This is a genomic window from Bradyrhizobium sp. CB3481, assembly GCF_029714305.1.
Classification (GTDB): Bacteria; Pseudomonadota; Alphaproteobacteria; order Rhizobiales; family Xanthobacteraceae; genus Bradyrhizobium.
On record NZ_CP121647.1, the window covers coordinates 4,310,649 to 4,323,784 of the forward strand.

Annotated in this window: 15 protein-coding genes; 9 read left to right on the forward strand and 6 right to left on the reverse strand. The window is 63.4% G+C overall.

Annotated features, from left to right (window positions below; translation table 11 throughout):
- Positions 1–24: 24 nt before the first annotated feature.
- Together QA643_RS20895 and QA643_RS20900 are read right to left on the reverse strand one after the other, a co-directional pair.
- Entirely contained in the window at positions 25–330 is a 306-nt protein-coding gene (locus QA643_RS20895) for a hypothetical protein (RefSeq protein ID WP_283027793.1), read from the reverse strand.
- 47 nt (positions 331–377) lie between these two features.
- Positions 378–626 (reverse strand): hypothetical protein, encoded by a 249-nt coding sequence (locus tag QA643_RS20900; RefSeq protein ID WP_283027794.1) that lies wholly within the window; start codon positions 624–626, stop codon positions 378–380.
- 199 nt (positions 627–825) lie between these two features.
- Here QA643_RS20900 and QA643_RS20905 point away from each other — a divergent pair, with 199 nt between their 5' ends.
- Entirely contained in the window at positions 826–1,056 is a 231-nt protein-coding gene (locus tag QA643_RS20905; RefSeq protein WP_283027795.1) for a hypothetical protein, read from the forward strand.
- A 218-nt stretch (positions 1,057–1,274) separates the two neighbouring features.
- Positions 1,275–1,628 (forward strand): DUF6481 family protein, encoded by a 354-nt coding sequence (locus QA643_RS20910; protein ID WP_283027796.1) that lies wholly within the window; start codon positions 1,275–1,277, stop codon positions 1,626–1,628.
- Positions 1,629–1,780: 152 nt separating this feature from the next.
- Here the strand turns inward: QA643_RS20910 and QA643_RS20915 are convergent, their stop codons facing one another.
- Positions 1,781–2,020 (reverse strand): pentapeptide MXKDX repeat protein, encoded by a 240-nt coding sequence (locus QA643_RS20915; RefSeq protein WP_283027797.1) that lies wholly within the window; start codon positions 2,018–2,020, stop codon positions 1,781–1,783.
- Positions 2,021–2,416: 396 nt separating this feature from the next.
- Between QA643_RS20915 and dctP the strand changes: the two genes are divergently transcribed.
- Genes dctP through QA643_RS20930 form a run of 3 tightly spaced genes read left to right on the forward strand, consistent with a single transcriptional unit; the run spans position 2,417 to position 5,359 of the window.
- Positions 2,417–3,439 carry a TRAP transporter substrate-binding protein DctP gene (dctP, locus tag QA643_RS20920; protein ID WP_283027798.1) on the forward strand — a complete coding sequence of 341 codons (1,023 nt, stop codon included), beginning with the start codon at positions 2,417–2,419 and terminating at the stop codon, positions 3,437–3,439.
- On the forward strand, positions 3,436–3,990 hold the full coding sequence (locus QA643_RS20925) for a TRAP transporter small permease (RefSeq protein WP_283027799.1): 555 nt from the start codon (positions 3,436–3,438) through the stop codon (positions 3,988–3,990). The genes dctP and QA643_RS20925 overlap by 4 nt, the downstream gene beginning before the upstream one ends.
- A gap of 10 nt (positions 3,991–4,000) precedes the next feature.
- Entirely contained in the window at positions 4,001–5,359 is a 1,359-nt protein-coding gene (locus QA643_RS20930) for a TRAP transporter large permease (protein ID WP_283027800.1), read from the forward strand.
- A 108-nt stretch (positions 5,360–5,467) separates the two neighbouring features.
- Here the strand turns inward: QA643_RS20930 and QA643_RS20935 are convergent, their stop codons facing one another.
- On the reverse strand, positions 5,468–6,142 hold the full coding sequence (locus tag QA643_RS20935; protein WP_283027801.1) for a GntR family transcriptional regulator: 675 nt from the start codon (positions 6,140–6,142) through the stop codon (positions 5,468–5,470).
- 177 nt (positions 6,143–6,319) lie between these two features.
- Here QA643_RS20935 and QA643_RS20940 point away from each other — a divergent pair, with 177 nt between their 5' ends.
- The 4 genes from QA643_RS20940 to QA643_RS20955 all read left to right on the forward strand — a co-directional run bounded on the left by QA643_RS20940 (position 6,320) and on the right by QA643_RS20955 (position 10,215).
- A complete protein-coding gene (locus QA643_RS20940) occupies positions 6,320–6,943 on the forward strand; it encodes a TRAP transporter small permease (RefSeq protein ID WP_283027802.1) in 624 nt (207 codons plus the stop codon).
- Positions 6,943–8,208: a TRAP transporter large permease gene (locus QA643_RS20945; RefSeq protein WP_283027803.1), complete on the forward strand. Its 1,266-nt coding sequence runs from the start codon at positions 6,943–6,945 to the stop codon at positions 8,206–8,208. Before QA643_RS20940 ends, QA643_RS20945 begins: the two co-directional genes overlap by 1 nt.
- Before the next feature lie 25 nt (positions 8,209–8,233).
- Positions 8,234–9,217: a TRAP transporter substrate-binding protein gene (locus tag QA643_RS20950; RefSeq protein WP_283027804.1), complete on the forward strand. Its 984-nt coding sequence runs from the start codon at positions 8,234–8,236 to the stop codon at positions 9,215–9,217.
- 71 nt (positions 9,218–9,288) lie between these two features.
- Positions 9,289–10,215: a dihydrodipicolinate synthase family protein gene (locus tag QA643_RS20955; protein WP_283027805.1), complete on the forward strand. Its 927-nt coding sequence runs from the start codon at positions 9,289–9,291 to the stop codon at positions 10,213–10,215.
- A 5-nt stretch (positions 10,216–10,220) separates the two neighbouring features.
- On the opposite strand, the gene QA643_RS20960 is transcribed toward QA643_RS20955, so the two are convergent.
- Both QA643_RS20960 and QA643_RS20965 read right to left on the reverse strand, forming a co-directional pair.
- Positions 10,221–11,129, reverse strand: a complete 909-nt coding sequence (locus QA643_RS20960) for a hydroxymethylglutaryl-CoA lyase (RefSeq protein ID WP_283027806.1) — start codon at positions 11,127–11,129, stop codon at positions 10,221–10,223.
- Positions 11,126–13,135, reverse strand: coding sequence for an acetyl/propionyl/methylcrotonyl-CoA carboxylase subunit alpha (locus tag QA643_RS20965; RefSeq protein ID WP_283027807.1), 2,010 nt, complete (start codon positions 13,133–13,135; stop codon positions 11,126–11,128). Before QA643_RS20965 ends, QA643_RS20960 begins: the two co-directional genes overlap by 4 nt.
- Between the last annotated feature and the right edge of the window lies 1 nt (position 13,136).

The window sequence follows — 13,136 nt, forward strand, 5'->3', positions numbered from 1 at the left end:
CCGCGCCACCACGAGTGTCGCGTTCTATCGCCTATCGAACGGAATATACTGATGATACTCTTTCGGCACCGAGTTCCGGTAGCGCGCGGGCACCGTTCCACGTTCGATCGAACGGTCGATCTCCTGCTGCCGGGTCATCCTGGCCGGCTTCTTTTTCTTTGGCGCCACCTTCCCCTTTTCAGGAGCGGAAGCTTCCGGCGCGGTGGTAGATGGCGTCGCCGCTGTGGCGGGTTCGCCTCCCGGTGCGCCCTGCGCCAGCGCGACACACGTCGGCAGGAACACGAGAGCCGCTGCCGACGCCGCCACCATGACACAGGACAATCCTCGCATTGCAAACTCCAATTCTGGCCAGCTCCGTTTTTCCGGGGCCGATCCTATTACGTCCGCAGCCGTCCGCACACCGGGATTTTGGCAAGCCGGACGGCCGTGGACTGGCTGTGCTTGATCCGGCTGCAGCTCGTGAAGACGAATATCAACCGGCTGCACTGCCAGTCCGGACCAAGTGCCGCGCTTGCGACCGGCTCCGGCGCGGACAGGCCGAATGCGGCAAGACCGAAAGCGCAGGCCAGCACGATCACGGCAGCGGCGAGAATGAGACTCTTGCGGGTCCACCAATTAGGGGGCATGGCGGGTCGCTCCTGTTTCGACTGGCAGAAAGATAGGAGCCAGCCCTCACGCTCCCTGTGAACGGCTTCACACTACACGGGCTTGTGCGCGAGGCCGGACGAAGCGCGGAAATTTGTATAACTCGCGTAAATCCGTTGCGCGCATGCAACCCTTGATCGAGATTGACGAATCAGGGCAAGCGCGTGTGCGGGGCGTGCGATGGACAAGCAAGAAACAGGCAACCAGGAAGCGATCTACGACTACCAGCGCTACAAGCAATTGCTGGCGAAAGCGGTCGACGAGACCAAGCGGCTCGAGCTGATCGAGATCATCATCAAGGAAAATGCCCGCGAGAGGCTGGAGGCGCAGCGGATGGCGGATCAGGTCGCGATGACGGCAATGACCGTGGCACGCGTTCTCGGCCCCGGCGGGCGGCGCGAAAACTTCTAGCCCCGGGGACTGGGGTCGCCGTGGTCCGTAGACCAGCCCGTCTGATGTAATCCCCTGATCAAGGATCACTTTGGGCCATTTGCTTTTCACGCAAGCCTCCCCTGCTCTGCCGGCCCACTTTCGACGCTGGCGTTTTGTCCCGGCTTCCCTTACCTAGGCGCATCCCGCGCCCGTGGCGCGCCCAACCCCAAGAGTGAAAGCGACAAGGCCTCTTCAATATGAGTGGATTCAAGGAACCGGGTTTCGCGGACCGTCAGAAGGCTGCGATGCAGGCGCGGCAGAACATTCTGAACAAGTTTCGCGCCCAGCCGGGAGCTGACGATCCCGAGGTGAAGCGCCGCCAGGCCGAGCGCGAGGCCATCGCGGCCGCGCGCGTCAAGGCGAAAGAGGCCAAGGAAGCCGAAAAGGCGGAGCAAAAGCGCCGTGAGGCCGAGGCCGCAGCGGCCGAAGCCGCCAGGATTGCGCGCGAGAAGGAAGAAGAGGCCGCCCGGCAGGCCGCGCTGGAAGCCGAGCAGAAGGCCAAGCGCGACGCCCGCTACGCAGCCCGCAAGAGCAAAGGCAAGAAGAGGTAGGCACGACACGCGATCGATGCAGGCACGCCTGCCTGGACTCGGTCATTCCGGGATGGTGCGTTAGCACCAGACCCGGAATCTCGGGATTCCCGATGCGCAATTGCGCATCTGAGGTCTGGTCCTTCGGACCATCCCGGAATGACGGCGCGGCTTTAGTTCTTCTTCATGCCGTCGTCTTTTTTCATGCCATCTTTCATCATGCCATCGTGCTTCATGCCATCCTTCTTCATCATGCCGTCATCTTTCTTCATCGCATCTTTGGACATGGTTTCTTTCTTCATACCGTCGTCCTTGCCCATTTTGTCCTGAGCAAAGGCGGCGGGCGCAAACGCAAGGCTGATCGAAACGAGCGCGGCAGACAGGCCGAGGCTGATACGGGTCGTTGTGGTCATGGGGGCGTCCTTTGGGGTTGGTTTCTAGAAGATGCGACGTCTGCCGCTTCCCAGGGACGAGGCTGCGAGGGGGTTTGTTACGCCGGCCCCCAAAGTTCTTCCTTGGTCACGGTTAGTTGAAGCGGGCAAATTCATGGCGCCTTCGCGCCGCAAGCGCCCGAGGTTGGACGCATTATTGACGGAGTCTTCTGCGAACGGCTGTTCCCGGGGCGAGCGGCGCAACCGTATGGGGCTTTGGTCGGGGGCTACGATCAGGGCTTGCCGTCGTGCACCGCCTCGACCTATCACACCGCGTGGAACTATCAGACTAGAGCCACCTTGGTCGAAGACCGGCTATCATGGGCTCAAGCCGGTCACGATCGCCGACCCAAGAACCAATTTTGCAGGGGAAGAACCATGCTGACACGCCGTCATCTCATCGCATCCGCGATGGCCGCACCGGCCATCCTTCGTTTCGGTACCGGAACGGCCCATGCCGCCACCACGCTGAAGATCTCGCACCAGTTCCCGGGCGGCACGATCGACAAGGGCGACTTCCGCGACCGGCTTTGCCGCATGTTTGCGGCCGAAGTCGCCAAGCGCTCCGGCGGCGAAATCGCAGCCGAAGTCTATCCGAACTCCTCGCTGATCAAGACCAACGCCCAATTCTCGGCTATGCGCAAAGGCGCGCTCGACATCAGCCTGTACCCGATGCCCTATGCCGGCGGTGAGCTGCCGGAGACCAATATCGGCCTGATGCCGGGCCTGGTCGCCACCTACGATCAGGGCTTGCGCTGGAAGAAGGAGCCGGTCGGCAAGGCGCTGACCGACTTCCTCGCCGACAAGGGCATCATCCTCCTGACCTGGGTCTGGCAGGCCGGCGGCGTCGCCAGCCGCTCCAAGCCGATCGTCGCGCCCGAAGACGCTAAGGGACTGAAGGTCCGCGGCGGCTCGAAGGAAATGGACATGGTGCTGCAGACCGCGGGCGCCGCGGTGCTGTCGGTGCCGTCGAACGAAATCTACGCCGCGATGCAGACCGGCGCCTGCGATGCCGGCATCACCTCCTCCACCAGCCTGATCTCGTTCCGCCTCGAAGAGGTCGCGAAGTGCCTAACCTCGGGCGCCGGTGCCTCCTACTGGTTCATGCTGGAGCCCTTGATGATGTCGAAGGCGATCTTCGACAAGCTGCCGAAGAACCACCAGGACATCATCCTTTCGGTCGGCAGCGAGCTCGAAGCGTTCGGCCGCAAGGGCGCGCAGGACGACGACATCGAGGTCGCCAAGGTCTATGAGAAGGCCGGCGCCAAGGTCAGCAAGCTCGACGTGGCGACCGTCGGCAAGTGGCGCGACATCGCGCGCGATACCGCGTGGAAGGACTACAGCGCCAAGACGGCGACGTCCGCCAACCTGCTCAAGCTTGCCAGCGACGTTGCCGCATGATGCATGGTCCGCTTCCGGATCAGCAAGACCATTCCGAGGTCGCCACGGGCAATCCGCTCGTGGCGGCGCTCGGCGGGGCGCTCAAGCTCTGCAACAGCGTCATCGTGGTCTTTGCGGCGCTGGCGCTGATCGCGGCCTGCGTGATCCTCAGTTACAGCGTGCTCGGGCGCGCGCTCTTTCACAGCGCCAACTACTGGCAAGATGAAGCGGCGGTGTTTCTGCTCGTCGGCGCCACCTTCATGACCGCGGCCTATGTGCAGGGCGAGCGCGGCCATATCGGCATCGAGGCCTTTGTCGGCCTGATGTCGCCGCTCGCCAACCGCATCCGGCTGTGGCTGGTCGATGTCGCGAGCCTGCTGTTCTGCGCCTTCTTCGCCTGGAAATCCTGGACACTGGCCCATGAGGCCTATGTCGACGGCCAGGTGTCGAACTCGATGTGGTCGCCGCCGCTGGCGATCCCGTATGTGCTGATGGCCGCAGGCATGACGCTGCTCTGCGTGCAGATTCTGTTGCAGATCATTATTCCCTTTGTTGGTGCTTCACGGCGATGAGCGTTCTTCTATGAGTGTTCTTGGAATTGGTATCAGTTACGGCGTAGCCACCCTGTTTGCGATGTTTTCCGGAATGCCCATTGCTTTTGCTTTGGGCGCCGTCGCCGTCGTCTTCATGGCGATCTACATGCCGACCGCCTCCCTCGATACCGTGACGCAGAACGTCTACGAGGAGATGGCCTCGATCACGCTGTTGTCGATTCCGCTGTTCATCCTCAAGGGCGCGGCGATCGGCAAATCCCGCGCCGGCCAGGATCTCTATTCGGCCCTGCATGCCTGGCTGCACCGCGTGCCCGGCGGTCTCGGCGTCGCCAACGTGTTCGCCTGCGCGCTGTTCGCGGCCATGGCGGGCTCCTCGCCCGCGACCTGCTCGGCGATCGGCTCGGCCGGCATTCCCGAGATGCGCAAGCGCGGCTATTCCGGCGGCTTTGCCGCCGGGATCATCGCCGCCGGCGGCACGCTCGGCATCCTGCTGCCGCCGTCGATCACCATGATCCTGTTCGCCGTCGCCGCGGAGAAGTCGCTCGGGCGACTGTTTCTTGCCGGCATCGGCCCCGGACTGCTGCTAGTGACGCTGTTCGGCGTTTATGCCGTGCTGCGCTTCCGTAAGGAGTATGCGGCGGCCCACGCGCTCTACGAAAAGACCGGAACGGAAGCGGCGATCCTGCACCGCGACGAATTCACGATGGCCGAGCGCTTCACCATGCTGCCGCGGGTGATCCCGTTCGTGCTGCTGCTCACCGGCGTGATGATCGCGCTCTATGGCGGTTACGCAACGCCGTCGGAGACCGCAGGCCTCGGCGGCCTGCTGGCGCTCATGCTGATCGCGGTGATCTATAGCGTGTGGCGGCCGAGCGATCTGTCGCCGATCCTCAAATCCACCATCCGCGAATCCACCATGCTGATGATGATCATCGGCATGTCGCTGCTCTATTCCTATGTGATGAGCTACCTGCACATCTCGCAGTCGGCGGCGGAATCCATCGTCGCCATGCACCTGCCGCGCTGGGAGCTGTTGGTCGCGATCCTTGTGATGGTGGTGGTGCTCGGCTTCTTCCTGCCGCCGGTGTCGATCATCCTGATGACGGCACCGATCATCCTGCCGCCGCTGCGCGCCGCCAATTTCGACATCATCTGGTTCGGCGTGGTCATGACCATCGTGATGGAGATGGGGCTGATCCACCCGCCGGTCGGGCTGAACATCTTCGTCATCCGCAACGTCGCGCCCGACATTCCGCTCAGCGAGGTGATCTGGGGCACGCTGCCGTTCGTGCTGCTGATGATGCTGGCGGTGCTGCTGCTATGCTTCTTCCCGGGCATTTCGACCTGGCTGCCGGATCTGGTGATGGGCCCGGACGGGGGAAGATGAGGCTTCCGTAGGATGGGTAGAGCGAAGCGAAACCCATTATTAGCCGCGTCGTTGATGCTGTTGATGGGTTTCGCTGCGCTCCACCCATCCTACAAGTCTACCTACAGATCACGCGCGAAGTTCGATTGAACCTCCGCTGACAACGCGCAGCAGATCCGTCCTGACCGCCTCGATATGCTGCTCGAGAAACCGGCAGGCCTCGTCGATCTCTTTGGCCCGGCATAGCGCGATCAGATGGGCGTGCTCCTGTTCGGCCGTTCCCATCGCCTTGGTGTTGGACAGCTGCAGGCGGGTGTAGCGGTCGCTGGTCTGCAATAGCGCCACCACGATCGCCTTGGTGCGCGGCCGCCGCGCGTGGACATACAGCGCCATGTGGAAGTCGGCATTGAGCTGCCCCCATTCACTGACGTTGCGCGCCTTGATCGCCTTCTCGAAGCGCGCCTGGATGTCGTCAAGCCCGGCAAAGTCCTTCTCGACAAAATGCGGCGCCGATTGCGCCAGAAGCCGCGGCTCCATGATCCGGCGGAGGTCGAACACGTCGTTGATTTCGTCCAGCGACAGTTCGGAAACGATCGCGCCCTTTTGCGGGACGATGCGCACCAGCCCTTCGGCCTCGAGCTGAAACAACGCCTCGCGCACCGGGATGCGGCTGACGCCGTAGGTGTCGCCGAGCGCATCCTGCCGAAGCTGGGAGCCGGCCGGATAGGTGCCGTCGAGAATGGCCTGCCGGAGCTGGTCGACGATCGCAGCCGACAATGTGCGGTGCTTCAGGGGGCCCTTCATTTGATCTTCCATCGTCATCGCCGGCCTTTCCGGATCGAGGCGGCACCAATTTCGCATGTCGATGTGGCCCCAACCCAGCAAAAGCTGGCCGAGCCCCACAATCTTCATTTGACAAGATTGTATAAATTATACATTTTCGATTAGCACGTTGAATTTCAAGGGGCAGCGGGGCTCTTCATGATCGAGCAGGCGATGGCGGATGCGCCGGCGTTCAGCGCCCGGCGGGCGGTTCTCAGGGCCTCAAGCCTCCTGCTCGCTTTCGAGCGTATCGCCTTGATGGGGCTGATGTATCTGCTGACCGGCCTGATCCTCGTAAACGTCGTTACCCGCTACTCGCACTTCCCGATCTACTGGATCGATGAATCGGCCGTCTATTGCGTGGTCTGGCTGACCTTCATCGGCGCGTCCGCCATGACAAGGCTACGGCTCGACTTTGCCGTCACCATGATGACGGAGCGGCTTTCGGCGCGGAATCAGAAGATTGCGAAGGTCACCGCCACCGGCATGGTCGTGGTGTTCGGCGTGGCGCTGATCATCACCTGCTTCCTCTGGATGGACCCGATCGGGCTGGCCCGCGCCGGCTTCGACGCGCGCAAGCTCGCCGCCGAGACGTTCAACTTCCTCTACACCGAGCGAACGCAGACGCTGAACTGGCCGACCTGGGTGCTGTACCTGACGCTGCCGATCTTCGCGGTATCGATGACCGTCCACGGCCTCGCAAACCTGCTGGAGGATCTCGAGCTGGTGCCGCGGACGCCACTGAGCGGCTTTCAGCTCTCCGAACTCGACGGGGTCAATTAGTGATCACCTCCGCCGCCTTCATCGCGATCATGCTGGTCGGCGTGCCGATCGGCCTATGCCTTTGCCTTGCCGGTTTCGTCTACATCATCGCATCGGGAAATCCGGTGCTGTTCCAATCCTACCCGCTGCAGCTGTTCGGCGGCGTCGACAGCTACGGGCTGATCGCCATCCCGCTGTTCATCCTGATCGGCGAAATCATGAACGGCGGCGGCATCACGCGACGCATCGTCGACATGGCGATGGCGTTCGTCGGCTCGCTGAAGGGCGGCCTCGCCTACGTCAACATCCTCGCCAACATGTTCATCTCCTCCATCCTGGGGTCTGCGACCGCGCAGGTCGCGATCATGGCGCAGATCATGGTGCCGGAGATGGAAAAGAAGGGCTACGACAAGACGTTTGCGGCGGGGTTGACCGCCTATGGCGGCATGCTCGGGCCAATCATTCCGCCCTCGGTGATGTTCGTGGTTTACAGCGTGCTGGCGCAGGTCTCGGTCAGCGACATGCTGATTGCCGGCATCGTGCCGGGCGTGATCCTGACGGTGATGTTCTGCGTCGTCATCGCGCTGATGGGATATGTCTACAACTATCCCAAGGCCGATTATCAGACGCCGCGGCAGCGGCTGGTGACGATCCTGCGGACATCGCCGACGCTGCTGATCCCGATCGTGATCGTCGGCAGCATTTTGGGCGGGTTCGCCAATGCAACAGAATCCGCCGCGGTCGGCGCGGTCGCAGCAGCCCTTGTCGGAAAATACTGGACGAAAGAGTTCGAGTTTTCGCAACTGCCGCAGATGATGCTGCGCTCGGGCATCTACTCGGCCATCGTGCTGTTTCTCGTCGCCGCGGCGGCGGTGTTCTCCTGGGTCCTGATCTTCGGCAAGGTGCCGCAGGAGACGGCGCGCTGGATCCAGTCGGTCGCCAAGGATCCCGTCAGCTTCATGCTTCTGTGCAACGTGATCCTGCTGATCATCGGCACTGTTATCGACGGCATTCCCGGCTTGATCATGACGGTGCCTATCCTGCTGCCGGTCGCAACCGACATCTATCATATCGATCCGCGTCAGTTTGGCGTCGTCGTGGTGATCAACCTGGTGCTCGGATTGCTGTCGCCACCTGTCGGCCTTTGCTTCTTCGTCGCCGCTGCCGTCACCGGCGCCAAGCCCGGCAAGATGTTCATGGTGACGCTGCCGCTGTTCGGCATCTCCTGCATCCTGCTGGTGCTGCTCTCGCTTTACCCATCCCTCTCCCTCGTCCTCATCAAGTAGGTTCAACCTCTCTAGGAGCCCTGTCATGTCGTTTTCCCGTCGTCGTTTCCTTGCCGCCAGCGCAGCCGTGCCGCTGTTCGCGCCGTCGCTAGCGCTGGCGCAGGCCAAGGAATTCCGGCTCGGCCTGATAACGCCCAATGGCCATTCCTGGAACAAGGCGGCGCTGAAGCTCGGCGACGATCTCAAGGCCGCGACCAACGGCCGCCTCACCATGACCGTGTTTCACTCCGGCCAGCTCGGCAACGAGCCGGCGATGATGCAGCAGTTGCAGTCCGGCGCGCTCGACATGGGCTTCATCCAGGCCGCCGAGCTCGGCTCGCGGGTGCCGCATATCGCGGCGATCAACGCACCCTACATCGTGCGCTCGACGCCCTCGGTCGCCAAGTTCGTCCGCCATCCGGCGGCGATCAAGCTGTTCGACGTGCTGCCGCAGGAGACCGGAACGATCGGCCTCGGCTGGGGCATTACCGGCATGCGCGCCGTCTTCTCGGCGAAGGACTTGAACACTCTCGCCGACATCAAGGGCATGAAGCTGCGCATCAACCCGACGCCGGTCTATCGCGATTTCTATTCCTCGCTCGGCGCGGCGCCGACGCCGATCCCGACGCCGCAGGTGTTCGACGCGATGGCGAACGGCCAGGTCGACGGGCTGGAGGCAGATCTCGAATTCTCCTGGAATCAGCGCTTCGACAAGGTCTCAAAAGTCATCCTGCAGATGAACGCGGTCTTCATGCCAATGGCCGCCGTCGTCTCGGGCCGGGTCTGGCAATCGCTGCCGGCCGCTGACCGCGAGCTGGTCACCAAGACCGTCAAGTCGACGCTCGACGCGCAGATCGACGAGCTGGCAGGCAACGAGCCCAAGCTGATCGAGAACTTCAAGAACGCGCCGATCCCGATCCGTCAGGTCGACGCCAAAGATACCGAGGCCGTCATTACCGAGTTCGATAAGGTCTGGTTGCCCAAGGCGCCCGTCCTTGCCGAGCTGCGCAAGGTCGGCGCGACGCTCTGACCCCATCCATCGTTTCCAAACCAGCGCCCGGCGGATGAGGCATCCGCCGGCATATCCAATTGGAGCCAACAATGAGCCCACGCATTTCCTGGGAAGGCGTCTTCCCGGCCGTCACCACGCAATTCAACGACGATCTGTCGCTCAACATCGATGCGACGGCGAAAGTCATGGATGGCCTGATCCGCGACGGCGTGTCCGGATTGATCGTCTGCGGCTCCGTCGGCGAGAACACCTCGCTGGAGCGCAACGAGAAGGTCGCGATCATGGAGACGGCGAAATCGGTCGCCGCCGGCCGCGTGCCGGTGCTGTGCGGTATTGCCGAGTTCACCACCGCCTTTGCCGTCGAGACCGCCAAGGAAGCCGCGCGAGTCGGCATCGACGGCGTGATGGTGATGCCGGCGCTGGTCTATTCCTCCAAGCCGCATGAGACCGCCGCGCATTTCCGCGCGGTCGCCAGCGCGACCGACCTGCCGGTCATGCTCTACAACAACCCGCCGATCTACAAGAACGACGTCACGCCGGACATTCTGGCCTCGCTGGCTGATGTCGAGACCGTGGTCTGCTTCAAGGATTCTTCCGGCGACACGCGGCGCTTTATCGACACCCGCAACATGGTCGGCGATCGTTTCGTGCTGTTCGCCGGTCTCGACGATGTCATTGTCGAGAGCGTAGCGATGGGCGCGGTCGGCTGGGTTTCGGGCATGTCGAACGCCTTCCCGCGCGAGGGCGAGACGCTGTTCCGCCTCGCCAAGGCGGGGCGCTACGCCGAAGCGATGCCGCTCTACGAGTGGTTCATGCCGCTGTTGCATCTCGACGCCCGGCCGGATCTCGTTCAGTGCATCAAGCTGTGCGAGCACATCATGGGCCGCGGCACCGCGCTGACCCGCCCGCCGCGCCTCGCCCTGCTGCCGCAGGAGAAGGCCGAGGTCGAGGCCATGATGGCGAAGGCGCTGAAAAATCGCCCGGTGCTGCCGAATGTCGGGCTGAAGGCCGCGTAAGCGGCCTACTTGGCCGGCCGCGCCTTCGCGTTCAACGCCGCGGCGACGCGGCTGACTGGCGGCCGGCCGATCAGGGCGCTCACGACATTGGTGGCGGCGACCAGCTTTGCCATGTCGACGCCGGTCGCAACGCCCATGCCTTCGAGCATGTAGACGACATCCTCCGTCGCGACGTTACCGGTCGCGCCGGGGGCATAGGGGCAGCCGCCGAGGCCGCCGGCGGCGGAATCGATCACGCGGCAGCCCTCCTCCATCCCGGCATAGAGATTGGCGAGCGCCTGGCCATAGGTGTCGTGGAAATGCATCGCGAGGTTGGCCATCGGCACGTGGCCGGCTACCGCGCGCAACAGCTGCCGCGCTTTCAGGGGCGTGCCGACGCCAATGGTGTCGCCGAGCGAGATTTCGTAGCAGCCGAGATCCCACAGCACTTTTGCCACATCGACCACTGCCTGCGGCTTGATCTCACCCTCATAGGGGCAACCAAGCACGGTGGAGATATAGCCGCGCACGCGCACACCATCTGACTTGGCACGGGCCAGCACCGGCTTGAAGCGCTCGATGGATTCCGCGATCGAGCAGTTGATATTGGCGCGCGAGAAGCTCTCGGAGGCCGCCGCGAATACCGCGATCAGTTTTGCGCCGGCCGCTTGCGAGGCCTCATACCCCTTCTCGTTCGGCACCAGCACCGGCAGCTCGCAATCCCGGTGATGGCTGACGCCTTGCAGCACCTCGGCCGAGCCGACCATCTGCGGGATCGCCTTCGGTGAGACGAACGCGCCGACCTCGACCGCCTTCAACCCGGCACCGATCAGCGCTTCGACGAAGATGATCCGGTCGGCGACGCTAATCGGGGTCTTCTCGTTCTGCAGCCCGTCGCGCGGGCCGACTTCGACGATGTGAACGGTATCGGTCATGATGCGGCTGCCGGTTCGACTTCGGCGAGTTCGACGCCTTCGCCGACGATATCGCCAACCTTGCACCTGATCTTCTTCAATGTGCCCGCAAAGGGCGCGCGCAAGGTCTGCTCCATCTTCATGACTTCCAGCGTCAGGATTGCCGCGCCCTTCTCCAGCGTGGCGCCCTCCTCGGCCAGCAGCGCCACCACCGTTCCCGGCAAGGGGGCCACGATCTTGTCCTCACCGACATGCTCTTCGGTCTCGCCGCCGAACGGATCGACCCAGTGCAGGTCGAAGCGGCCGTTCCGGGTGCGCAAGTAAAGTTCATGGCCCTCGATCACGGCGGTGACGCGCGTCTTCACGCCGTCGATCGTCAGGTCGAAACTGCCGCCATCCGCCGGCGAGATCGCGACTGCGAACTGATGCTTACCGATCGAAATCGTCGACGGCCCATGGCCATACCGCAGCGTCACCTTGTGCTCAGCGCCCTGCCCCTGGCGGAACGAGAACACCCGTTGCCGCTGGCCGACCGGCATCCAGCCAAAGGTCTGCCACGGCGATTGCGCTTCCTTGCGCGCTATCTTCTGCTCGTCGTTAACGATCGCGGCGACCGCAGCGCAGAGTTCAAGATCACCCGGCGCAGGCGAGGTTTCCGTCAGCTTCTTCAACTCGCGCTCGATGAAGCCGGTGTCGATGGTATTGGCGCGCACGTTCGGATGGGTGATGAGCGCCGACAGGAACGGAATGTTGGTGACGATGCCGCGGACGTCGATCTCCTCCAGCCCACGGTTGAGCCGCTCGATCGCGGCCTCGCGCGTCGGCGCCCAGGCGATCACCTTGGCCAGCATGGCGTCGTAGTAGGGTGATACGGCATCGCCGGCGCGATAGCCGGCGTCGATCCGCAAGCCATCGACGGCATCGGGCGTCTGCCAGGTCTTGATCCGGCCGACCGAGGGCATGAAATTCTTCTGCGGATTTTCGGCATAGACCCGCGCCTCGATGGCGTGGCCGTTCAGCGTGATCTCGTTTTGCTTCAGCGGCAGCTTCTCGCCGAACGCCACCCGCAATTGCCATTCGACGAGATCGACGCCGGTGATCAGTTCGGTGACGGGATGCTCGACCTGCAGGCGGGTGTTCATTTCGATGAAGAACACCTCCGTGCCGTCGGAGACGAACTCGATGGTGCCGGCGCCGACATAGTTGACTGCCGCAGCCGCCTTGCGCGCGGCCTCGCAGACCTTCTCGCGCTGGATAGCGTCGAGCGTCGGCGATGGCGCCTCCTCGATCACCTTCTGATGCCGGCGCTGCAGCGTGCACTCGCGCTCCCACAGCGAGAGCAGGTTGCCATGGCTGTCGCCGATGACCTGCACCTCGATATGCCTAGGGTTTTGCACGTATTTCTCGATCAGCATGCGGTCGTCGCCGAACGCCGCCTTGGCCTCGCGCTTGGCACTGACGATCGCTGCCGAAAGCTCTGTGGCCGAATTCACCACGCGCATGCCGCGCCCGCCGCCGCCGGCCGAGGCCTTGACCAGCACCGGGAAGCCGATCTTGTTGGCGGCATTGGCGAGGGTCGCCTCGTCCTGCGCCTCGCCGTGATAGCCGGGCACCAGCGGCACGCCGGCCTTCTCCATCAATGCCTTCGACCCGGACTTTGAGCCCATCGCGGTCATCATCTCGGCGGTCGGGCCGATGAACACCAATCCGGCCTTCAGGCACGCTTCTGCGAATTCGGCATTCTCGGACAAAAAGCCGTAGCCGGGATGGATGGCCTCAGCGCCGGTCTTCTGCGCAGCCTCGATCACGCGCGCGATGTTGAGATAGCTGTCGCGGGCGCGCGCCGGTCCGAGCAACACGGCCTCGTCGGCCATCGCGACATGGATGGCGTCACGATCGGCCTCCGAATAGACGGCAACGGTCCGCAGCCCCATGGCGCGAGCGGAGCGGATGACGCGGCAGGCAATTTCGCCGCGGTTGGCGATCAGGAGCGTACGGAAACGCCGGTAGAGCTTTGCGCGGTCCATC

Bases quoted from the DNA above. Each gene is read 5' to 3' on its own strand.
- QA643_RS20900 (WP_283027794.1), bottom strand. From the start codon at position 626: ATGCCCCCTAATTGGTGGACCCGCAAGAGTCTCATTCTCGCCGCTGCC.
- QA643_RS20955 (WP_283027805.1), top strand. From the start codon at position 9,289: ATGAGCCCACGCATTTCCTGGGAAGGCGTCTTCCCGGCCGTCACCACG.
- QA643_RS20915 (WP_283027797.1), bottom strand. From the start codon at position 2,020: ATGACCACAACGACCCGTATCAGCCTCGGCCTGTCTGCCGCGCTCGTT.
- QA643_RS20905 (WP_283027795.1), top strand. From the start codon at position 826: ATGGACAAGCAAGAAACAGGCAACCAGGAAGCGATCTACGACTACCAG.
- QA643_RS20950 (WP_283027804.1), top strand. From the start codon at position 8,234: ATGTCGTTTTCCCGTCGTCGTTTCCTTGCCGCCAGCGCAGCCGTGCCG.
- QA643_RS20925 (WP_283027799.1), top strand. From the start codon at position 3,436: ATGATGCATGGTCCGCTTCCGGATCAGCAAGACCATTCCGAGGTCGCC.
- QA643_RS20910 (WP_283027796.1), top strand. From the start codon at position 1,275: ATGAGTGGATTCAAGGAACCGGGTTTCGCGGACCGTCAGAAGGCTGCG.
- QA643_RS20960 (WP_283027806.1), bottom strand. From the start codon at position 11,129: ATGACCGATACCGTTCACATCGTCGAAGTCGGCCCGCGCGACGGGCTG.
- QA643_RS20965 (WP_283027807.1), bottom strand. From the start codon at position 13,135: ATGGACCGCGCAAAGCTCTACCGGCGTTTCCGTACGCTCCTGATCGCC.
- dctP (WP_283027798.1), top strand. From the start codon at position 2,417: ATGCTGACACGCCGTCATCTCATCGCATCCGCGATGGCCGCACCGGCC.
- QA643_RS20940 (WP_283027802.1), top strand. From the start codon at position 6,320: ATGATCGAGCAGGCGATGGCGGATGCGCCGGCGTTCAGCGCCCGGCGG.
- QA643_RS20895 (WP_283027793.1), bottom strand. From the start codon at position 330: ATGCGAGGATTGTCCTGTGTCATGGTGGCGGCGTCGGCAGCGGCTCTC.
- QA643_RS20935 (WP_283027801.1), bottom strand. From the start codon at position 6,142: ATGAAGGGCCCCCTGAAGCACCGCACATTGTCGGCTGCGATCGTCGAC.
- QA643_RS20930 (WP_283027800.1), top strand. From the start codon at position 4,001: ATGAGTGTTCTTGGAATTGGTATCAGTTACGGCGTAGCCACCCTGTTT.